This window comes from Streptococcus mitis, from assembly GCF_002860865.1.
In the GTDB taxonomy this organism is placed as follows: domain Bacteria; phylum Bacillota; class Bacilli; order Lactobacillales; family Streptococcaceae; genus Streptococcus; species Streptococcus mitis_AT.
Genome location: NZ_PKIE01000007.1, coordinates 48,559 through 69,531, shown reverse-complemented (window position 1 = coordinate 69,531; position 20,973 = coordinate 48,559). Strand labels below are relative to the sequence as shown.

Here is a 20,973-nt window from a genome sequence, read left to right as displayed (position 1 = left end):
AGTAATGAATTTACTTGGATTTGGGACAGTTATTGGTCATTTTTTAATTATTAGTTACAGTTACCATTTAATTTGTAAAGGTCAAATAAATAGAAAAGAGCTATACGTTTTTGGTGCTTATACATTACTAGTAGAAGTAGTACTTGAACTTTCCTTTTATCTTCTAAATTTGGATGGGTTAGGGACTGCAACATTTTTACTTCCTTTGGGCTTATATTCCTATTTTCGATGGATTAAACAGTATGAGAGGGATAGAGGACTATTTCTAAGTTTACTACTATCTCTTTTATATGAGAGCACTCATAACTTTCTGTCCGTAACTTTCTCCTCTATAACAGGAGACAATTTTGTTTTACAACATTATTACCCATTCTTTTTCGTTGTAACGGTGTTAACCTATTTTGTTGTCTTAAAAATAATTCATTATTTCCATTTGGAACTAACCTATTTTGACAAGGACTACCTTTATCCTTTCTTGAAAAAAGTATTTTTTGCTTTACTATTGCTACATATTGTATCTTTCGTTTCTGATATGGTAAGTACGATTAAACATTTGAATAGTTTTGGAAGTATTTTGTCATCTATTGTCTTTATCTCTCTATTTTTGACCTTCTTTGCAATGAATTCTCATAAAGAACAAATGGAGAAAGAGATTGCGTTGAAGCAGAAGAAATTTGAACAGAAACATTTACAGAATTATACAGATGAAATTGTCGGTCTGTATAATGAAATTCGTGGTTTTCGACATGACTATGCTGGTATGCTTGTCAGCATGCAGATGGCAATTGACAGTGGTGATTTACAGGAAATTGACAGAATTTACAATGAAGTTTTGGTCAAAGCCAATCATAAACTGCGTTCAGATAAGTACACTTACTTTGATTTGAACAACATAGAAGACTCAGCTTTACGAAGTTTGGTTGCTCAGTCCATTGTCTATGCTCGAAATAATGGTGTAGAGTTTACACTGGAAGTAAAAGATACGATTACCAAGCTCCCAATTGAACTATTGGATTTAGTTCGTATTATGAGTGTTTTATTGAACAATGCTGTCGAAGGCTCGGCTGATAGCTATAAAAAGCAGATGGAAGTAGCAGTTATTAAGATGGAAACTGAAACAGTTATTGTGATTCAGAATTCATGTAAAATGACGATGACTCCTTCAGGAGATCTGTTTGCCTTAGGATTCTCCACCAAGGGAAGAAATCGCGGAATTGGATTAAATAATGTGAAAGAACTACTAGATAAGTACAACAATATTATTTTAGAAACAGAGATGGAAGGCAGTACATTTAGACAAATTATTAGATTTAAGAGGGAATTTGAATGAAAGTTTTAATTTTAGAAGATGTTATTGAACATCAAGTGAGACTAGAAAGAATATTGGATGAAATTTCGAAAGAATCGAATATTCCAATATCATACAAGACGACAGGAAAAGTTCGTGAATTTGAAGAATACATTGAAAACGATGAAGTAAACCAGCTTTATTTCCTAGATATCGATATTCATGGAATTGAGAAAAAGGGATTTGAGGTTGCTCAGCTCATTCGTCATTACAATCCTTACGCTATTATCGTCTTTATCACCAGTCGATCAGAGTTTGCGACTCTAACTTATAAATACCAGGTATCAGCCCTAGATTTTGTTGATAAGGATATTAATGATGAGTTATTTAAGAAGAGAATTGAGCAAAATATCTTCTACACGAAGAGTATGTTACTTGAAAATGAAGATGTTGTAGATTATTTTGACTACAATTACAAGGGAAATGATTTAAAAATTCCTTACCATGATATTTTGTATATTGAAACGACAGGAGTCTCTCATAAATTGCGCATTATTGGTAAGAATTTTGCCAAAGAGTTTTACGGTACCATGACAGATATTCAGGAAAAGGACAAACATACCCAAAGATTTTATTCTCCTCATAAGTCATTTTTGGTAAATATAGGCAATATCAGAGAAATTGACCGAAAGAATCTAGAAGTTGTTTTCTATGAAGATCATCGCTGTCCTATTTCAAGGTTAAAAATTAGAAAGTTAAAAGATATTTTAGAGAAAAAATCTCAAAAGTGATTGACAATTAGTAAGAAATTGATATAATGGTTATATCTGCTACAGATAGAAGGTCCGTTGGTCAAGGGGTTAAGACACCGCCTTTTCACGGCGGTAACACGGGTTCGAATCCCGTACGGACTATTTTATCCGCCATAGCTCAGTTGGTAGTAGCGCATGACTGTTAATCATGATGTCGTAGGTTCGAGTCCTACTGGCGGAGTATAGATAAAAGGGAACACAACTGTGTTCCTCTTTTTATATCAATTTGCATCACCAAGCATCTTCATAAGGAAGTCTGTTATTTCTTGAGGACTTTCTTTTTTTCCATGTGCAATCCAAGTTTGGCAGACACCAAAAAGTGCATGAGTTAGATAGATGCTACTATATTCTAATTCAGTGGTATTTAGATTTAGTTGCATAAAGCGTTTTTGTAAATCCGTACTGAGCATGATATGAAGTTTATTTCGTAAGAAATTTTGGATTTCTTTGGTCCCGTTTTCAGAAAGAAGAGCAGCCAGAAGTGGTTCTGATTCTAGATATTCAAATACTTCTAAAATGGCATCTCTTTTGTGATGAGCATGTTTTTGAAAAATATATTCAAATGTATGGAATAGCTTGCTTTGATAGTGCTCAATCATATCATACTTATCCTTATAGTGAGTATAGAAGCTGGAACGACTAATTCCGGCTTTGTCTGCTAACTTGACAGTAGAAATTTGATCAAATGGTTGTTCCATCAGTAGTTGTACCATAGCATTTTCAATAGTTCGCTTTGTTTTTAAGCGTTTGTTACTTTCTTGCATATTTCCTCCTTATAAACAAATTAGACTATCTGTCTAAAAATGGATTTTTTATCTTGTAATTTAGATTTTTTAATGTATAATCTATTATATCAAAATTTTAGACAATATGTTTAAAAAAGGAGAAGATATGTTTAAAGAATGGAAAGCAATTTTTAAAAAACCAACCTTTATTATTGTCATGATAGGGATTTCTCTTATTCCAGCTCTGTACAATATCATATTTTTGTCATCAATGTGGGATCCATATGGGCAATTGTCTGACTTACCTGTGGCAGTTGTCAATAATGATAAAGAAGCTTCCTATAACGCTAATACCATGGCTATAGGAAAAGACATGGTCTCCAATTTAAAAGAAAATAAAAGCTTGGATTTTCATTTTGTAGATGAAGAGGAAGGAAAGAAGGGATTGGAAGATGGCGATTACTATATGGTAGTGACTTTACCAAGTGATTTATCTGAAAAAGCAGCTTCTATTTTAACGAATCATCCAGAGCAAATGCAAATCGATTATCAGACTTCAAGTGGTCATAGTTTTATTGCTAGCAAGATGAGCGATTCTGCGATGACACAATTAAAGCAGAATGTGTCTACAAATGTAACTGAGACCTATACTAAAGCTTTATTTGATAAGATGGTCGAATTAAAGGATGGTATGAGTCAAGCGGCTTCTGGTAGTGAAAAATTAACTGATGGAGCGAATCAGTTAGTGACAGGAAGTCAAACATTGACTACTAACCTACACTCTTTAGCAGATTCAAGTTTAACATTTTCAAATGGAACGGAGCAGTTTACTAAAGGATTATCTGCTTATGTTTCTGGTGTTGAACAACTTCATCTTGGCTTAGGGACTTTTAATAGTGGTTTGGTTACATATACTGGTACAGTGAGTCAATTAGATAGGGGATTAGGTCAATTATCTTCTAAAAGTCCTGAATTAGTAAGAGGAATCAATCAATTATCTTCTAAAAGTCCTGAATTAGTAAGAGGAATCAATCAATTATATAATGGTGTAGAATCCTATACTGGCGGTGTTTCTCAGCTTAATACAGGTCTTACTCAATTTTCATCTGGTGTTAGTGCCTATACAAATGGAGTGGGAAATCTTGCAACAGGTGCGAGTCAGTTATCTAATCAATCAGCTACCCTTCGAATGGGTGTGGAGCAATTAAGCGAAGGGATTCAACAACTTTCTAGTAAGTTAGATGCTTCGTCTGGGCAAAAAGATCAAATTAATCAATTATCTTCTGGTCTGAATCAGTTAAATCAAGTTATTCAAAATATTGATGTTGGAGATACAAAACAGTTAGATTCTGTTTTATCAAGTATAGTATCTCTTTCTAATCAAATGCTAGTAAGTGCTCAGTCTGAAAAAGCAACTACATTAGCCAATATTCAATCAACAGCAGCTTATCAATCCTTGACAAGTGAGCAACAAGCTGAGATAAGTGCTTCTGTATCTCAAAATTCGACTGATAGTATTCAATCGGCTCAGTCAATTATAGCTTTAGTACAAGGTTTACAGGGAAGTTTAGAAAACTTACAAAATCAATCTTCAAATCTTTCGACGTTAAAAAATCAAGCTAATCAAGTATTACCGCTTGCTTCTACTTCTTTGACAGGATTGTCAAGTGGATTAACAGAGATACAAGGAGCTGTTACTAGCAAATTAGTTCCTGCCAGTCAGTCAATTGCATCAGGTGTAAACGCATATACTACAGGTGTTGATAAAGTTTCTCAGGGTGCAAGTCAACTAAGTGAAAAAAATTCCACCTTGACAGGTAGTTTGGATCAACTAGTTTCAGGCTCAAACACCTTGACACAAAAATCTTCTAGCTTGACAGCAGGAGTTGGTCAATTAGCTAAAAAAACTCCAGAATTAGTATCTGGTATTGAAAAATTAGCTAAAAAAACTCCAGAATTAGTATCTGGTATTGAAAAATTATCAACTGGCTCTAACCAATTGAATCAAAAGAGTCAAGAATTAATAGCAGGAGTTGATAAATTACAATCAGGATCAGGTCAATTAGCAGACAAATCCAGTCAGTTACTTTCAGGTGCTTCTCAATTAGAGAATGGAGCTAATAAATTGGCAGATGGATCTGGGAAGCTTGCAGAAGGTGGAGCAAAGTTAACTTCTGGTTTGGAAGATTTACAGACAGGAGTTGCTTCTTTAGGACAAGGACTAGGTAATGCTAGTGATCAACTCAAATCAGCATCAACAGAATCTAAAAATGCAGAGATTTTGTCAAATCCACTCAATCTTTCAAAAACAGACAATGATCAAGTTCCTGTAAATGGGATTGCTATGGCTCCTTATATGATATCAGTCGCTCTCTTTGTCGCTGCATTATCAACAAATATGATTTTTGCTAAATTACCTTCAGGTCGTCATCCGGAGAGCCGTTGGGCTTGGTTGAAATCTCGAGCTGAAATAAATGGTATTATAGCTGTTTTGGCAGGAATTTTGGTATATGGAGGAGTTCATCTTATTGGTTTAACTGCTAATCATGAAATGAGAACCTTATTCTTAATTATTATCGCAAGCTTAACATTTATGTCTATGGTAACTGCATTAACAACATGGAATAGCCGTATAGGAGCTTTCTTCTCTCTTATTTTGCTTTTATTACAGTTAGCATCAAGTGCCGGTACTTATCCACTTGCCTTGACAAATGATTTCTTTAGAGCTATTAGTCCTTGGTTACCAATGAGTTATTCAGTTTCGGGATTGCGACAAACAATCTCTATGACAGGAAATATTCATCATCAAATCATTTTCCTTGCTGTGATATTAGCCCTATTTACTGGTTTAGGTATGCTAGCCTATCGACCTAAGAAAATGGAAGAAGGTTAAAAAAATCGACCAACTGGTCGATTTTTTTATGTCTTAGATGACTTTCGTTTGTGATTATAGATTCCAAATAGAAAAAGAGAAGTAAAGGAACAGATTGCTCCAATAACAAAACCATTGGGAATAAAGGAAAGTGTAATCGTTCCTTTTCCCTCAGGAACGTCAACTTTCATAAAACCAGTTTGAGCTTGTTTAATTTCTATTTTCTTACCATCTTGGTAGGCAGACCAGCCTTTGTCATAAGGAATGGTGAAGAAAATGGACGTATCTTGTTTAACATCATATGTAGCAAAGACCTTGTTTTTAGAAGTTGATATTGTGACAGGTTGTTCTTTAATTTTTTGAATTGCCTCGGTGAAAGTTTTGGTATCTAAACGATAGAAGGTAGGAGATTCAAATGATACTTGTGAATTTCCAGGGAAACTAACATTAATATTGAAAGTTTTTTTCTCTTTTGTATAGCCTAGATTAAAGAAGGAGAAGACATTATCAGTTGTAAAAATTTTCTTTTCTCCATTTACAAGGATGTCAACCTTCTTTTGTTTATCATTAGAAAAGTGAAGGTTTGTGAAAGAAAGATAGACTTGACTGTTTTCTGGCACTTCAATTTGATATTGGATTGCTGCATCCTCATTTGAAGAACTTGTAACACTAATCAAATCATCAGTATTCTCTGTTTTTTCATAAGGTATTGGAGAAAAATAATCAAAATTGACGTCAGCAAGTTGATTTAAAAACGAGGCTTGATTGTCCAAAGTGTGTTCATTGAACTTGACATCATTGTAAACAGATTGACTAGCAAAGGAAATCGGAAGAGAGTATTGATTTTCATATAGGGTAAGATTATCTTTTTGATAGATATCTTTAAAACCATACTTGTCAATAGGACTGTCTGAGATATTGTACTGGATGCCAAATAAACTATCAGCCAAAATACTATTATTTGCATAACGGAGATTGAGATTGGTTCCAGAGGATTTAAAACCAAGTTTATCTAAAGTAGAGCTTGCTGAACGATTTCGAACAGATGAAAATTGAGATATTCCATTGTAGTTAAATTTCATACTGTCATTTCCTGTCTGAGTTTTTAGTTTCTCAGTACGAGTAAATGAATTTCCAATATATGTTGAGAAAGATTCCATAGCTGGTATATCTCTACTATATGCACTTCGAGAAGCAAATCCCCATTCCTTAGCAATTCCGTCTATTTGAGATGAAGCATTTAAACTTATTTCAACCATTATAAATAAAGAGATTAGAATGGCAAATAGATTTACAGAGATAAACTTTTTGATAACTGCAAGGAGTAAAAGAAAATAGACAACTAAAAATTCAAGAGTAAGCAGAATATTCAAATCTGTTAAAAAAGAATAATGCGATTTTAGATAGATGGTAGCTAAAAATCCTGTTAGCACAAGAAAAAACGAAACTAAAAAATTCCAGACTTTAAGTTCTCTCAGACGATTTAAGACTTCTGCTGCTGTGTAAATTAACAAGGTAGAGAAAATCCAAGCATAGCGATGTAAAAACATATTTGGAGTATGCATACCTTGCCACAATAAATCAAGTGATTCAATATAAAAGCTTGCAATTAGAAATGTAAAGAAGACTGCATAGATAAGTTTCACGTGAAACTTAATAGATTTCAGCGTAAAAAATAAAATAGTTAAAATAAAGGGAAGCAGTCCAACAAAAATCATTGGGATAGCCCCATACTTTGTTGTGTCAAAGGAGCCAATGAATTGCTTAGCAAAGAGATCAAGATACCAGCTACTTTCAGTTTGAAACTTTGTAACTTCAGTCAATTTTTCCCCATGTGTCTGTAAATCAAACAGAGTGGGAAGAGTCATAATCGAACTAGCCATACCAGCTAAAATGGAGGTGATTATGAAATCAAGAAGAGATGATTTTCGAGTTTTAAAGTCCCAAGAAATTTGACAGAGATACCAGAAAATAAGAAACAATGCTGTCATATATCCAAAATAATAGTTTTGGATAAATAAGATTGACAGACTTGTAAAGTATAATGAGAATTTCTTTTCAGTTATAAGTAGGTGTAAACCAGTTATAATTAAAGGAATTAAGATAAAAACATCCAGCCAGGTTTTTATCTCTAGTTGACTAACAGTGAAACTCATCAGAGCATAGGAAGTAGATAAAGCTAGTTTTAAAGTCTGAGGGATATTTTTAAATAATTTATTTAAACTAAAGAAGGTTGACAGACCAATCAATCCAAATTTTAAGAGAGTTGTCAGATAGACAGCATCGGGCATATTCGTTAGATCAAAAAAGTAAACTAGAGGCGCGAGAAAACTACCCAAGTAATAACTAGATAGGGCATAGAAATTCAATCCGAGACCACTTGTAAAGGTGTAAAACAAACTACCATTTCCATGTAGGAGATTTCTTAGAGCTACATCAAAAATAACGTATTGATGAAAGCCATCTCCTAATAGAGGAGATGTATCGCTATTCCAGTAGATACCTTGAGATAGATATACTCCTGTCATAATGACTACAGGAATGATGAAAGAAATAAAATAGGTCCAATATGTTTTAAAAAATAATTTCATGTTACCTCATAAAATGTTAGAAAACCCAGCTGGTTAACCCAACTGAGTTTTGAAGTTTTATTTAGTCTTTCCAAAGTTCTTTAACTTTTGCTTGTACTTCTTCATTTTCTAGGAATTCATCATAGGTTTCATCGATACGATCGATAACGCCATTTTTAGACAAGACAATGATATGGTTAGCTAGAGTTTGAATAAACTCGTGGTCATGGCTGGCAAAGATGATTGATTCTTTAAAGTTTTTCAATCCATCATTCAAGCTTGAGATAGATTCCAAGTCCAAGTGATTGGTTGGGTCATCAAGTACAAGCACATTTGACTTCAAGAGCATTAGTTTTGAAAGCATGACACGAACTTTTTCTCCCCCTGACAAGACGTTGACAGGTTTGTTAACCTCATCTCCAGAGAAGAGCATACGGCCGAGGAAACCGCGTAGGAAAGTATTGTCATCTTCTTCTTTACTTGCAAATTGACGCAACCAGTCAAGAATTGATTCTCCCCCTGCGAAATCAGCTGAGTTATCTTTAGGTAGGTAAGATTGACTAGTTGTAACTCCCCACTTGACAGTTCCTTCATAATCAATATCTCCCATGATTGCACGAATTAATGCAGTCGTTTGGATGTCATTTTGTCCAATAAGAGCTGTCTTATCACCTGGACGCAAGATAAAGCTGATGTTATCTAAAATAGTCTCACCATCAATCTTTACAGTTAGATTTTCTACTGTCAAGAGATCATTACCAATCTCACGTTCTGCTTTAAAGTTGATAAATGGATATTTACGACTAGATGGCACAATCTCTTCTAGCTCAATCTTGTCAAGCATTTTCTTACGTGAGGTTGCTTGTCTTGATTTAGAAGCATTGGCAGAGAAACGAGCAACGAATTCTTGCAATTGCTTAATTTTTTCCTCTGCTTTGGCATTACGGTCTGCTAGCAATTTAGCAGCAAGCTCAGAAGATTCCTTCCAGAAGTCATAGTTTCCGACATAGAGTTTGATTTTTCCAAAGTCAAGGTCGGCCATGTGGGTACATACTTTGTTTAAGAAGTGACGATCGTGGGATACTACGATAACTGTGTTATCAAAGTCAATCAAGAAATCTTCTAACCATGTAATTGATTGGATGTCCAAACCGTTGGTAGGCTCGTCCAATAGAAGAACATCTGGTTTACCAAAAAGTGCTTTGGCAAGGAGAACCTTCACTTTCTCACCGTTAGCCAACTCACTCATATTTTGATAGTGCAATTCTTCTGGAATGTTTAGGTTTTGAAGTAGTTGAGAGGCTTCACTTTCTGCTTCCCAGCCTCCAAGCTCGGCAAACTCTCCTTCAAGTTCGGCAGCACGCACTCCATCCTCATCTGAGAAATCTTCCTTCATGTAGATAGCATCTTTTTCCTTCATGATGCTATAAAGTTTTTCATTTCCCATGATAACGACATCAATGGCACGTTCATCTTCATAGTCAAAGTGATTTTGACGAAGAACAGAGAGACGTTCATCTGGACCAAGAGAGATGTGACCAGTAGTAGGTTCGATATCTCCAGCTAAAATTTTTAAAAAGGTTGATTTTCCGGCACCATTAGCACCGATTAATCCGTAAGTATTTCCTTCTGTAAATTTGATATTGACATCATCAAAAAGTTTGCGATCACTAAAACGTAGTGAAACATCAGATACTGTAAGCAATGTTTTTCTCCTATATATGTAATATATTTATTCTACTAGAAAATACGGAAATATTCAAATTTTTATCTGTCAATTTTGTGTAAATTAAATTTACAGTACACTTTACACAAAACCGTGAATAGCAAGGTTGATTTATTTTGATAAATTGCGGTTATTTCATTAAAAAAATGCTATAATTGAAGGGACCATATCGAAGGAGAACAAAATGACTAAACCCATTATTTTAACAGGAGACCGTCCAACAGGAAAATTGCATATTGGACATTATGTTGGAAGTCTCAAAAATCGAGTATTATTACAGGAAGAGGATAAGTATGACATGTTTGTGTTCTTGGCTGACCAACAAGCCTTGACAGATCATGCCAAAGATCCTCAAACTATTGTAGAGTCTATTGGAAATGTGGCTTTGGATTACCTTGCAGTTGGATTGGATCCGAGTAAATCAACTATCTTTATTCAAAGTCAAATTCCAGAATTAGCTGAGTTGTCTATGTATTATATGAATTTGGTGTCACTAGCTCGTTTGGAACGAAATCCAACTGTCAAAACAGAGATTGCTCAGAAAGGATTTGGAGAAAGTATTCCGACAGGATTCTTGGTCTATCCAATCGCTCAAGCGGCTGACATCACAGCTTTTAAGGCCAATTATGTTCCTGTTGGGACAGATCAGAAACCAATGATTGAGCAAACTCGCGAGATTGTTCGTTCTTTTAACAATGCATATAACTGTGATGTCTTGGTAGAACCGGAAGGTATTTATCCAGAAAATGAAAGAGCAGGTCGTTTGCCTGGTTTAGATGGAAATGCTAAAATGTCTAAATCACTCAATAATGGTATTTATTTAGCTGATGATGCGGATACTTTGCGTAAAAAAGTAATGAGTATGTATACAGATCCAGATCATATCCGAGTTGAGGATCCAGGTAAAATTGAAGGAAATATGGTTTTCCATTATCTAGATGTTTTTGGTCGTCCAGAAGATGCTCAAGAAATTGCTGATATGAAAGAACATTATCAACGAGGTGGTCTTGGTGATGTGAAAACCAAACGTTATCTACTTGAAATATTAGAACGTGAACTGGGTCCTATTCGTGAGCGCCGTATTGAATTTGCTAAGGATATGGGAGAAGTTTATAATATGCTTCAAAAAGGTAGTGAAAGAGCGCGTGAAGTTGCGGGTCAAACTCTATCTGAGGTTAAAGGGGCAATGGGACTTCATTACTTTAACTAAGTTTATTTTACAAAAACTATCATTTCTATCTTAAAGAAAAGATAGTTTTTTATTTACCCCTGTAACATTTGACAAATTTTTATAGAATGGTATGATAGATACAATATAAAAAGAGTCAAGCTCAAAAAGAAAGAAAAGAGGAAACTTCGAATGTCTAATTGGGACACTAAATTTTTGAAAAAAGGTTTTACCTTTGATGATGTATTGCTTATCCCAGCTGAAAGTCATGTATTGCCTAATGATGCTGATTTAACAACTAAATTGGCAGATAATTTGACTTTAAATATCCCAATTATTACCGCTGCCATGGACACAGTTACAGAGAGTCAAATGGCCATTGCTATTGCTCGTGCAGGTGGTCTCGGAGTTATCCATAAAAACATGTCAATTGCTCAACAAGCAGACGAGGTTCGCAAGGTAAAACGTTCTGAAAATGGTGTTATTATTGATCCGTTCTTCTTGACTCCTGAACATACAATTGCTGAAGCTGATGAGCTTATGGGACGTTACCGCATCAGTGGTGTTCCAGTTGTTGAAACACTTGAAAATCGTAAATTGGTTGGTATTTTGACAAACCGAGATCTTCGTTTTATTTCAGATTATAACCAACCAATCTCAAACCATATGACTAGTGAAAATCTTGTTACTGCTCCTGTGGGTACAGACCTTGCAACAGCTGAGAGTATTCTTCAAGAACACCGTATTGAAAAACTTCCTTTAGTAGATGAAGAAGGCCGTCTTTCTGGCTTGATTACTATTAAAGATATTGAAAAAGTTATTGAGTTTCCAAATGCGGCTAAAGATGAGTTTGGTCGTCTTCTAGTTGCAGGTGCAGTAGGTGTTACTTCAGATACATTTGAACGTGCAGAGGCTCTTTTTGAGGCAGGAGCGGATGCGATTGTTATTGATACTGCACATGGTCATTCTGCAGGTGTCTTGCGTAAAATTGCCGAGATTCGTGCTCATTTCCCAGACCGTACTTTGATTGCTGGAAATATTGCAACTGCTGAAGGTGCACGTGCCCTTTATGAAGCAGGTGTAGACGTTGTCAAGGTTGGTATTGGTCCAGGTTCCATCTGTACTACTCGTGTGATTGCTGGTGTAGGAGTCCCACAAGTGACAGCTATCTACGATGCTGCAGCTGTTGCGCGTGAATATGGTAAAACGATCATTGCTGACGGTGGAATTAAGTATTCTGGAGATATTGTAAAAGCACTTGCGGCCGGTGGAAATGCTGTAATGCTTGGATCAATGTTTGCTGGAACAGACGAAGCACCAGGTGAAACTGAAATCTTCCAAGGACGTAAATTCAAGACTTACCGTGGTATGGGATCAATTGCAGCAATGAAGAAAGGTTCAAGCGATCGTTACTTCCAAGGTTCTGTCAATGAAGCAAACAAACTTGTTCCAGAAGGAATTGAAGGTCGTGTTGCTTATAAAGGAGCGGCAGCTGATATCGTCTTCCAAATGATTGGTGGTATTCGCTCTGGTATGGGTTACTGTGGTGCAGCTAACCTTAAAGAACTACACGATAATGCTCAATTTATTGAAATGTCTGGTGCTGGTTTGAAAGAGAGCCATCCTCATGATGTACAAATTACTAATGAGGCACCAAATTATTCTATGTAAAAGAAATGAAAAGAACTCCTGCGAAAACAGGAGTTCTTTTACAATGCTGTCAAGTTTCATTTACAACAGCTTTACCATCTTGAATAGCGAAAATGCTTAGATTTTCTGGTAGATTTTGAAGATGGTCTAAGCTTGTTGTTGTGATAAAGGTTTGGATTGACTGAGAAATCGTTTCTAATAATTTTAGTTGTCTAGTATTGTCAAGCTCGCTCATAACATCGTCAAGTAGTAATATTGGGGATTCTGTAGTAATACTTTCCATTAGTTCGATTTCTGCTAATTTTATAGAAAGGACAAGACTACGATGTTGGCCTTGACTTCCAAAACTAGCGTCCATCTCATTTATATAAAAAGAAATATCATCTCGATGAGGACCGACGCCAGTATTCTTTTTAAATAAATCTCTGGATCTACTTTTTTCTAAAGCAATTTTGAAAGATTCGGATAAGTCTTCTTTGTCAGTTATCTTGACAGAAGGTTGATAGGATATTGACAACTCTTCAATCTGATTAGATAGTTCAAAATGTTTCTTACGCCCAAATGATTCTAGCTTTTTTATGAAATCTAAGCGGTGATTCATTACACGACATCCATAATCAACTAGTTGATCATCCAACACAGAAAGGAATGTTTCATCTATTTTTTGAGCTGATTTTAGGTAAGTGTTTCTTTGCTTTAGGATGTGGTTATAATTGGTTAAGTCAGATAAATAGATTGGCTTGATTTGTCCAAGTTCCATATCAATGAATTTTCGTCGAACCGAAGGTGCTCCTTTAATTAGTTGTAAATCTTCAGGAGCAAATAAGACAACATTCATGTGTCCGACATAATCTGAAAGTCGTGCCTGTTTTAAGTGATTAACTTTTGTTACACGGCCTTTTTGTGTTAGTTCAATTTCGAGAGGAATGGATCCAGTTTTTTTCTGAACAAGACCTGAAAGATGAAGCTGTTCCTCATCAAAATGAATGAGATTTTTATCTGTTCGAGTTCGATGACTGCGTGTTAAGGCTAAAAAATAGATAGCCTCTAACATATTTGTTTTACCTTGTGCATTGCGTCCTAAAAAGATATTTAATTTAGGATTAAAGTCTATTTTCGTCTCTTTGTAATTACGAAAAGTCTTGAGAGATAGGTTTTGTAGCCACATGATTATCTACCAGGGAATCGTGGAGCTTGTTTGCTTTTTGGTGATGAAGTAGGTTTAGAGTTGTCTTTTTTTACTCCCTTATTCATCTCTTTGACGAGTTTAGCTATTCGTTCTTTTTCAACTTTATCAGCTTGATATTCCTCTTGCTCCTCAGAAGTAGGTTGTGTCAACAAGATGTCAATGTCCATGTCAGGGATGTCAACTTTATCGCCAATACGAAGTTTTTTACCACGACGACTCTCTAATTCCCCATTAAAGTAAACAGAATGTTCAGAGAGAAAGGATTTGATAGCTCCTCCGCTATGTGTAATTCCAAGTTCTTTGAGTAGTGCTTGGAGGGTAATAAATTCTTCAAATAATTTGTATTCCATAATTCACCTCAATCTTTGGTATTATACCATATTTTCCTCAAAATAGTGATAGAAACGGGAAGAAATGTAAGCGATTTTTATTTCAAAACTGTTACAGAGAACAAGAAAATTTCAGGTTTTCGTGATATAATAGAAGTCTGTATATAAGGAGGTAAATCATGGAGTTAGTGCATGGAATTTCAACACATTTTATCCAATCAAAGAAGTTTAAAACGAACAAAATCACCGTGCGTTTTACCGCTCCATTATCTCTTGATACGATTGCAGGTCGCATGTTGAGTGCGAGTATGCTAGAGACTGCTAACCAGCTGTACCCTACTTCTCAAAATTTGAGGAGACACTTGGCTAGTCTATATGGTACAGATATGTCAACCAATTGTTTCAGAAGAGGGCAAAGTCACATTGTAGAATTGACATTTACTTATGTTCGTGATGAGTTTTTAAGTAAGAAAAATGTGTTAACTTCACAGGTTTTGGAACTAGTAAAAGAAACTCTTTTCTCACCCGTGGTAGTTGATAATGGATTTGATTCGGCCTTATTTGAAATTGAGAAAAAGCAATTGCTAGCAAGTTTAGCAGCTGATATGGATGATTCTTTTTATTTTGCACATAAAGAATTAGATAAATTATTTTTTCATGATGAACGTCTCCAATTGAAATATAGTGATTTACGAAATCGTATTTTAGCTGAAACTCCACAAAGTTCTTATTCTTGTTTCCAAGAATTTTTGGCCAATGATCGAATAGATTTCTTTTTCTTAGGTGATTTTAATGAGGTTGAAATTCAAAATGTATTAGAATCATTTGGTTTTAAAGGTCGAGAAGGTAATGTGAAGGTGCAGTATTGTCAACCTTATTCCAATATCCTTCAGGAAGGCATGGTTCGGAAAAATTTGGGACAGTCTATTTTAGAGTTGGGCTATCATTGCTCTGCTGAATATGGTGATGAGCAACATTTACCCATGATTGTAATGAATGGTTTACTGGGTGGATTTGCTCATTCTAAGCTCTTTACAAATGTCCGTGAAAACGCTGGATTAGCTTATACCATTTCAAGTCAGCTTGATTTATTTAGTGGATTTTTGAGGATGTATGCTGGTATTGATCGAGAAAATCGGAATCAGGCTCGAAAAATGATGAATAATCAACTGCTTGATTTAAAAAAAGGTTATTTTACAGATCTTGAGTTAGAGCAGACCAAGGAAATGATTCATCGGTCTTTGTTGCTTTCTCAAGATAATCAAGGTTCATTAATTGAACGTGCTTATCAAAATGCCTTACTTGGAAAATCTTCAGCAGACTTTAAAAGTTGGATTGAAAAGCTTGAACAAATTGACAAAGATGCTATTTGTAGAGCAGCTAATAATGTGAAGCTACAAGCAATTTACTTTATGGAAGGAATAGAATGACAAAGGTTGTTTTTGAAGAAAAATACTATCCAGCTGTAAAAGAAATGGTTTATCGAACTCGTTTGGCAAACGGATTGACAGTAGCTCTTCTACCTAAAAAGGAATTTAAAGAGGTTTACGGGAGTGTAACTGTCCAGTTTGGTTCGGTAGATACGCTTGTTACGGAAGTTGACAGAGATGTAAAAGAATATCCTGCAGGAATTGCTCATTTTCTTGAACATAAATTATTTGAGAGAGAAGATGCTAGCGATTTGATGTCAGCTTTTACGAGTCTAGGTGCAGATAGCAATGCCTTTACAAGCTTTACAAAAACAAGCTATCTTTTTTCAACAACGGATCATTTTTTAGAAAATTTAGACTTACTTGATGAATTGGTAACATCAGCACACTTTACTGAAGATTCCATTTTAAGAGAGCAGGATATTATTCAGCAAGAACGAGAAATGTATCAAGATGACCCAGATTCGTGTTTATTCTTTTCAACTTTAGCGAATTTGTATCCGGGTACACCTTTAGCAACTGATATAGTTGGAACTGAGGAGTCCATTTCCCAAATCAATCTAACTAATTTGCAAGAAAATTTTACAAAATTTTACAAACCTGTAAATATGTCTCTGTTTTTAGTTGGTAATTTTGATGTGGAGCAAGTACAGGACTATTTTGAAAGCAAAGAACTGAAAGATTCAGATCTTCAGGAAGTAGCAAGAGAAAAATTGCTTTTACAAGATGTAAAGCCAACAGATAGTATGAGAATGGAAGTATCTTCTCCCAAACTAGCGATTGGAGTTAGAGGTAATCGAGAAGTTGCTGAAGCGGATTGCTATCGACATCATATTTTATTAAAATTATTGTTTGCAATGATGTTTGGTTGGACTTCGGATCGTTTTCAAAAGTTATATGAATCAGGTAAAATAGATGCTTCCTTATCTCTTGAAATTGAAGTAACAAGTCGTTTTCATTTTGTTATGTTGACAATGGATACGAAAGAGCCAGTTGCTTTATCTCATCAGTTTAGGAAGGCCATTCGTAATTTTACAAAGGATTTGGATATTACAGAGGATCATTTAGATATTATCAAAAGAGAGATGTTTGGAGAATTTTTTAGTAGCATGAACTCTCTTGAATTTATTGCAACGCAATATGATGCTTCTGAACATGGTGAGACAATTTTTGATTTGCCAAAGATTTTACAGGAAATTACTTTAGAGGATGTCCTTGAAGCAGGGCATCACTTAATAGACGAAGGGGATATAGTTGATTTTACAATATTCCCATCGTAGTAACCTATCATAATAGACACTAGAAAGAAGGGATGAAAAGTATGAGGAAAAAAACAATTGGTGAGGTTTTACGATTAGCTAGAATCAATCAGGGATTGAGTTTAGATGAATTGCAGAAAAAGACAGACATCCAGTTAGATATGTTGGAAGCAATGGAAGCAGACGATTTCGATCAACTTCCAAGTCCTTTTTACACGCGTTCTTTCTTGAAAAAATATGCATGGGCTGTTGAGTTAGATGATCAAATTGTTTTGGATGCTTATGATTCTGGGAGTATGATTACTTATGAGGAAGTAGATGTTGATGAAGATGAGTTGACAGGTCGTAGACGTTCAAGTAAGAAAAAGAAGAAAAAAACATCCTTTTTACCTTTATTTTATTTTATCCTTTTTGCTTTATCGATTTTAATTTTTGTGACCTATTATGTTTGGAACTATATTCAAACTCAACCAGAGGGGCCTTCTGTTTCTAACTACAGTGTGGTTCAATCAACAAGTTCAATAAGTTCAACTAGCTCTGTTCCCCACTCTTCAAGTAGTAGTTCATCTAGCAGTTCTTCTAGTGCAGAACCATCTATAACGGTATCGGGTGAAGGAAATCATGTAGAAATCGCTTATAAGACAAGTAAGGAAACAGTTAAATTGCAATTGGCAGTTTCAGATGTTACAAGTTGGGTCAGCGTTTCAGAAAGCGAACTTGATGGCGGTGTAACCTTATCGCCAGAGAAGAAAAGTGCGGAAACAACAGTTGCAACTAAAAGTCCTGTAACCATTACGTTAGGTGTTGTAAAAGGTGTTACTTTGACAGTAGATAATCAGACTGTTGATTTATCGAAGTTAACAGCGCAGACTGGACAAATCACTGTAACCTTTACTAAAAATTAAGGAAAAACGAATGAAAAAAGAACAAATTCCAAATCTCTTAACAATAGGTCGAATTCTTTTTATACCTATTTTTATCTTTATTTTAACAGTAGGAAATTCGATAGAGAGTCATATAGTAGCAGCTATTATCTTTGCGATTGCCAGTATTACAGATTATTTAGATGGATATTTAGCTCGTAAATGGAATGTGGTCAGTAATTTTGGTAAATTTGCAGATCCTATGGCGGATAAGCTACTAGTTATGTCGGCTTTTATTATGCTGATTGAGTTAGGGATGGCTCCGGCTTGGATTGTTGCAGTGATTATCTGTCGAGAGTTGGCTGTGACAGGTTTAAGGCTTTTATTGGTTGAAACTGGTGGAACAGTTTTAGCAGCAGCAATGCCTGGAAAAATTAAAACTTTCAGTCAGATGTTTGCCATTATTTTCTTGCTATTACATTGGACTTTGATTGGTCAAGTTCTACTTTATGTAGCCTTATTTTTCACTATCTACTCTGGCTATGACTATTTCAAGGGTAGTGCCTATGTATTTAAAGGGACATTTGGTTCGAAATGAAATCAATAATTGATGTAAAAAATCTTTCTTTTCGCTATAAAGAAAATCAGAAATACTACGATGTGAAGGATATTACGTTTCACGTGAAACGTGGAGAATGGCTTTCGATTGTAGGACACAATGGTAGTGGTAAATCAACGACTGTACGATTAATTGATGGATTACTGGAAGCAGAATCTGGAGAGATTGTAATTGATGGCCAACGGCTGACTGAGGAAAATGTTTGGAACATACGTCGTCAAATCGGTATGGTTTTTCAAAATCCAGATAATCAATTTGTTGGAGCGACTGTTGAAGATGATGTTGCCTTTGGTTTGGAAAATCAGGGCCTTTCTCGTCAAGAAATGAAAAAGAGAGTGGAAGAAGCTCTGGATTTGGTTGGCATGTTGGACTTTAAAAAGCGAGAGCCAGCGCGTTTATCGGGTGGCCAAAAACAACGTGTGGCCATTGCAGGTGTTGTAGCTCTAAGACCAGCTATTTTAATCCTAGATGAAGCGACAAGTATGTTGGATCCTGAAGGTCGTAGAGAACTTATTGAGACAGTAAAAGGAATTCGGAAAGACTATGATATGACGGTCATTTCCATTACACATGATTTGGAAGAAGTTGCCATGAGTGATCGTGTGTTGGTCATGAAAAAAGGATCAATTGAATCAACTAGTAGTCCAAGGGAGCTTTTCTCACGAAATGATTTAGATCAAATTGGATTAGACGATCCTTTTGCCAATCAATTAAAACATTCTTTGAACCAGCATGGCTATGATTTGCCTGAAAATTATTTGACAGAAAGTGAGCTAGAGGATAAGCTATGGGAATTGCTCTAGAAAATGTGAGTTTTACGTATCAAGAGGGGACTCCCTTAGCTTCAACAGCTTTGTCAGATGTTTCTTTAACGATTGAAGATGGTTCTTATACGGCTTTAGTTGGACACACAGGTAGTGGTAAATCAACTATTTTACAACTCTTAAATGGTTTATTGGTGCCAAGTCAAGGGAGTGTACGAGTTTTTGATACCTTAATCACCTCGACTTCTAAAAATAAAGATATTCGTCAAATTAGAAAACAGGTTGGCTTGGTATTTCAGTTTGCTGAAAATCAGATCTTTGAAGAAACGGTTTTGAAAGACGTTGCTTTTGGACCGCAAAATTTTGGAGTTTCTGAAGAAGATGCGGAGCAGATTGCTCGTGAGAAACTGGCTCTGGTTGGAATTGCTGAATCACTTTTTGATCGCAGTCCGTTTGAGCTGTCAGGTGGACAAATGAGACGTGTCGCCATTGCAGGCATACTTGCCATGGAACCAGCTATATTGGTCTTAGATGAGCCAACAGCTGGCCTAGATCCTCTAGGTAGAAAAGAGTTGATGAATTTGTTCAAAAAACTCCACCAGTCAGGGATGACCATTGTCTTAGTCACGCATTTGATGGATGATGTTGCTGAATATGCGAATCAAGTCTATGTAATGGAAAAGGGACGCTTAGTGAAGGGTGGCAAACCGAGTGATGTCTTTCAAGATGTTGTTTTTATGGAAGAAGTGCAGTTGGGAGTACCTAAGATTACAGCTTTTTGTAAACGATTGGCTGATAGAGGCGTGTCATTTAAACGATTACCGATTAAGATAGATGAGTTCAAGGAGTCGCTAAATGGATAGTATGATTTTGGGGCGTTATATCCCAGGGAATTCGATTGTTCACCGATTGGATCCACGTAGTAAATTACTGGCTATGATGCTACTGATTTTGATTGTGTTTTGGGCTAATAATCCTTTGACGAATCTGATTCTTTTTATAGCGACAGGGATATTTATTGCCTTGTCAGGAGTATCTCTTTCATTTTTTATTCAGGGTTTGAAGTCTATGTTTTTCTTGATTGCTTTCACAACTATTTTTCAACTGTTTTTCATTTCTAATGGGAATGTTTTATTTGAGTTTTCGTTTGTGAGAATCACAGATTATGCTTTGCAACAAGCTGGAATTATTTTTTGTCGCTTTGTATTGATTATTTTCTTTTCAACTTTGTTAACCTTAACGACCATGCCCTTAAGTTTGGCATCTGCTGTCGAAGCTTTGTTAGCACCTTTAAAACGTGTGAAAGTTCCAGTTCATGAAATTGGATTAATGCTGTCCATGAGTCTACGTTTTGTCCCAACATTGATGGATGATACGACGCGGATTATGAATGCGCAGAAAGCGCGTGGAGTGGATTTTGGAGAAGGAAGTATTGTTCAAAAAGTAAAGGCTATGATTCCTATTTTGATTCCTCTTTTTGCGACAAGTTTAAAACGTGCCGATTCCTTGGCTATCGCTATGGAAGCGCGTGGTTATCAGGGTGGGAAAGGCAGAAGTCAATACCGACAATTGAAATGGACTCGAAAAGATACGCTAGCAATCCTTGTTATTCTCGTACTTGGTTGTTGCTTATTTTTCTTAAAATCTTAGTAGCTTTCAGGAATTAATGAAAAAGTTACTGTAACAGTTTTTGATATAAAGGTAGGGAT

Annotated in this window: 17 protein-coding genes and 2 tRNA genes; 14 read left to right on the top strand and 5 right to left on the bottom strand. The window is 35.6% G+C overall.

The annotated features are described in order from the left end of the window. The first annotated feature begins 4 nt into the window (after window positions 1-4). From comD to CYK18_RS09150, 4 genes are all read left to right on the top strand, one after another. A complete protein-coding gene (gene comD, locus CYK18_RS09165; protein WP_101786259.1) occupies window positions 5-1,330 on the top strand; it encodes a competence system sensor histidine kinase ComD in 1,326 nt (441 codons plus the stop codon). Then, window positions 1,327-2,079, top strand: a complete 753-nt coding sequence (gene comE / locus CYK18_RS09160; protein WP_101786257.1) for a competence system response regulator transcription factor ComE — start codon at window positions 1,327-1,329, stop codon at window positions 2,077-2,079. Before comD ends, comE begins: the two co-directional genes overlap by 4 nt. 51 nt (window positions 2,080-2,130) lie before the next feature. Beyond that, window positions 2,131-2,202 (top strand) — tRNA-Glu (locus CYK18_RS09155). A 5-nt stretch (window positions 2,203-2,207) separates the two neighbouring features. After that, window positions 2,208-2,281 (top strand) — tRNA-Asn (locus CYK18_RS09150). A gap of 40 nt (window positions 2,282-2,321) precedes the next feature. Here CYK18_RS09150 and CYK18_RS09145 read toward each other — a convergent pair. Next, window positions 2,322-2,864 carry a TetR/AcrR family transcriptional regulator gene (locus CYK18_RS09145; RefSeq protein WP_033684570.1) on the bottom strand — a complete coding sequence of 181 codons (543 nt, stop codon included), beginning with the start codon at window positions 2,862-2,864 and terminating at the stop codon, window positions 2,322-2,324. Between the two features lie 127 nt (window positions 2,865-2,991). Here CYK18_RS09145 and CYK18_RS09140 point away from each other — a divergent pair, with 127 nt between their 5' ends. Continuing rightward, window positions 2,992-5,718: a YhgE/Pip domain-containing protein gene (locus tag CYK18_RS09140; RefSeq protein ID WP_101786255.1), complete on the top strand. Its 2,727-nt coding sequence runs from the start codon at window positions 2,992-2,994 to the stop codon at window positions 5,716-5,718. Between the two features lie 26 nt (window positions 5,719-5,744). Here the strand turns inward: CYK18_RS09140 and CYK18_RS09135 are convergent, their stop codons facing one another. Both CYK18_RS09135 and CYK18_RS09130 read right to left on the bottom strand, forming a co-directional pair. Further along, entirely contained in the window at window positions 5,745-8,288 is a 2,544-nt protein-coding gene (locus CYK18_RS09135) for a YfhO family protein (protein ID WP_101786253.1), read from the bottom strand. 61 nt (window positions 8,289-8,349) lie between these two features. Beyond that, window positions 8,350-9,972 carry an ATP-binding cassette domain-containing protein gene (locus tag CYK18_RS09130; protein WP_101786251.1) on the bottom strand — a complete coding sequence of 541 codons (1,623 nt, stop codon included), beginning with the start codon at window positions 9,970-9,972 and terminating at the stop codon, window positions 8,350-8,352. A 205-nt stretch (window positions 9,973-10,177) separates the two neighbouring features. On the opposite strand from CYK18_RS09130, the gene trpS reads away from it, so the two are divergent. Continuing rightward, window positions 10,178-11,203, top strand: a complete 1,026-nt coding sequence (trpS, locus tag CYK18_RS09125) for a tryptophan--tRNA ligase (protein WP_000165457.1) — start codon at window positions 10,178-10,180, stop codon at window positions 11,201-11,203. 150 nt (window positions 11,204-11,353) lie between these two features. After that, the gene (gene guaB / locus CYK18_RS09120; protein ID WP_000073418.1) at window positions 11,354-12,832 is read left to right on the top strand and encodes an IMP dehydrogenase; all 1,479 of its coding nucleotides are present in this window, start codon (window positions 11,354-11,356) and stop codon (window positions 12,830-12,832) included. Between the two features lie 49 nt (window positions 12,833-12,881). Here the strand turns inward: guaB and recF are convergent, their stop codons facing one another. After that, window positions 12,882-13,979, bottom strand: a complete 1,098-nt coding sequence (gene recF / locus CYK18_RS09115; protein ID WP_101786249.1) for a DNA replication/repair protein RecF — start codon at window positions 13,977-13,979, stop codon at window positions 12,882-12,884. A gap of 2 nt (window positions 13,980-13,981) precedes the next feature. Next, window positions 13,982-14,350, bottom strand: coding sequence for a S4 domain-containing protein YaaA (gene yaaA / locus CYK18_RS09110; RefSeq protein WP_101786247.1), 369 nt, complete (start codon window positions 14,348-14,350; stop codon window positions 13,982-13,984). 158 nt (window positions 14,351-14,508) lie between these two features. Here yaaA and yfmF point away from each other — a divergent pair, with 158 nt between their 5' ends. Genes yfmF through CYK18_RS09075 form a run of 7 tightly spaced genes read left to right on the top strand, consistent with a single transcriptional unit; the run spans window position 14,509 to window position 20,914 of the window. Further along, the gene (gene yfmF / locus CYK18_RS09105; protein ID WP_101786245.1) at window positions 14,509-15,759 is read left to right on the top strand and encodes an EF-P 5-aminopentanol modification-associated protein YfmF; all 1,251 of its coding nucleotides are present in this window, start codon (window positions 14,509-14,511) and stop codon (window positions 15,757-15,759) included. Beyond that, the gene (gene yfmH / locus CYK18_RS09100; protein ID WP_101786243.1) at window positions 15,756-17,039 is read left to right on the top strand and encodes an EF-P 5-aminopentanol modification-associated protein YfmH; all 1,284 of its coding nucleotides are present in this window, start codon (window positions 15,756-15,758) and stop codon (window positions 17,037-17,039) included. Before yfmF ends, yfmH begins: the two co-directional genes overlap by 4 nt. A 41-nt stretch (window positions 17,040-17,080) precedes the next feature. Then, window positions 17,081-17,923, top strand: coding sequence for a cytoskeleton protein RodZ (gene rodZ, locus CYK18_RS09095; protein WP_180948040.1), 843 nt, complete (start codon window positions 17,081-17,083; stop codon window positions 17,921-17,923). A gap of 10 nt (window positions 17,924-17,933) precedes the next feature. After that, window positions 17,934-18,479: a CDP-diacylglycerol--glycerol-3-phosphate 3-phosphatidyltransferase gene (gene pgsA / locus CYK18_RS09090; RefSeq protein ID WP_020900979.1), complete on the top strand. Its 546-nt coding sequence runs from the start codon at window positions 17,934-17,936 to the stop codon at window positions 18,477-18,479. Next, a complete protein-coding gene (locus tag CYK18_RS09085) occupies window positions 18,476-19,303 on the top strand; it encodes an energy-coupling factor ABC transporter ATP-binding protein (protein ID WP_101786239.1) in 828 nt (275 codons plus the stop codon). Before pgsA ends, CYK18_RS09085 begins: the two co-directional genes overlap by 4 nt. Then, a complete protein-coding gene (locus CYK18_RS09080; RefSeq protein WP_101786237.1) occupies window positions 19,288-20,127 on the top strand; it encodes an energy-coupling factor transporter ATPase in 840 nt (279 codons plus the stop codon). The genes CYK18_RS09085 and CYK18_RS09080 overlap by 16 nt, the downstream gene beginning before the upstream one ends. After that, window positions 20,120-20,914, top strand: coding sequence for an energy-coupling factor transporter transmembrane component T family protein (locus CYK18_RS09075; RefSeq protein ID WP_101786235.1), 795 nt, complete (start codon window positions 20,120-20,122; stop codon window positions 20,912-20,914). The genes CYK18_RS09080 and CYK18_RS09075 overlap by 8 nt, the downstream gene beginning before the upstream one ends. The last annotated feature ends 59 nt before the right edge of the window (window positions 20,915-20,973 follow it).

Bases quoted from the DNA above. Each gene is read 5' to 3' on its own strand.
- rodZ (WP_180948040.1), top strand. From the start codon at position 17,081: ATGAGGAAAAAAACAATTGGTGAGGTTTTACGATTAGCTAGAATCAAT.
- CYK18_RS09140 (WP_101786255.1), top strand. From the start codon at position 2,992: ATGTTTAAAGAATGGAAAGCAATTTTTAAAAAACCAACCTTTATTATT.
- pgsA (WP_020900979.1), top strand. From the start codon at position 17,934: ATGAAAAAAGAACAAATTCCAAATCTCTTAACAATAGGTCGAATTCTT.
- guaB (WP_000073418.1), top strand. From the start codon at position 11,354: ATGTCTAATTGGGACACTAAATTTTTGAAAAAAGGTTTTACCTTTGAT.
- yaaA (WP_101786247.1), bottom strand. From the start codon at position 14,350: ATGGAATACAAATTATTTGAAGAATTTATTACCCTCCAAGCACTACTC.
- comD (WP_101786259.1), top strand. From the start codon at position 5: ATGAATTTACTTGGATTTGGGACAGTTATTGGTCATTTTTTAATTATT.
- CYK18_RS09085 (WP_101786239.1), top strand. From the start codon at position 18,476: ATGAAATCAATAATTGATGTAAAAAATCTTTCTTTTCGCTATAAAGAA.
- yfmF (WP_101786245.1), top strand. From the start codon at position 14,509: ATGGAGTTAGTGCATGGAATTTCAACACATTTTATCCAATCAAAGAAG.
- CYK18_RS09080 (WP_101786237.1), top strand. From the start codon at position 19,288: ATGGGAATTGCTCTAGAAAATGTGAGTTTTACGTATCAAGAGGGGACT.
- CYK18_RS09135 (WP_101786253.1), bottom strand. From the start codon at position 8,288: ATGAAATTATTTTTTAAAACATATTGGACCTATTTTATTTCTTTCATC.
- CYK18_RS09145 (WP_033684570.1), bottom strand. From the start codon at position 2,864: ATGCAAGAAAGTAACAAACGCTTAAAAACAAAGCGAACTATTGAAAAT.
- CYK18_RS09075 (WP_101786235.1), top strand. From the start codon at position 20,120: ATGGATAGTATGATTTTGGGGCGTTATATCCCAGGGAATTCGATTGTT.
- comE (WP_101786257.1), top strand. From the start codon at position 1,327: ATGAAAGTTTTAATTTTAGAAGATGTTATTGAACATCAAGTGAGACTA.
- recF (WP_101786249.1), bottom strand. From the start codon at position 13,979: ATGTGGCTACAAAACCTATCTCTCAAGACTTTTCGTAATTACAAAGAG.
- yfmH (WP_101786243.1), top strand. From the start codon at position 15,756: ATGACAAAGGTTGTTTTTGAAGAAAAATACTATCCAGCTGTAAAAGAA.
- trpS (WP_000165457.1), top strand. From the start codon at position 10,178: ATGACTAAACCCATTATTTTAACAGGAGACCGTCCAACAGGAAAATTG.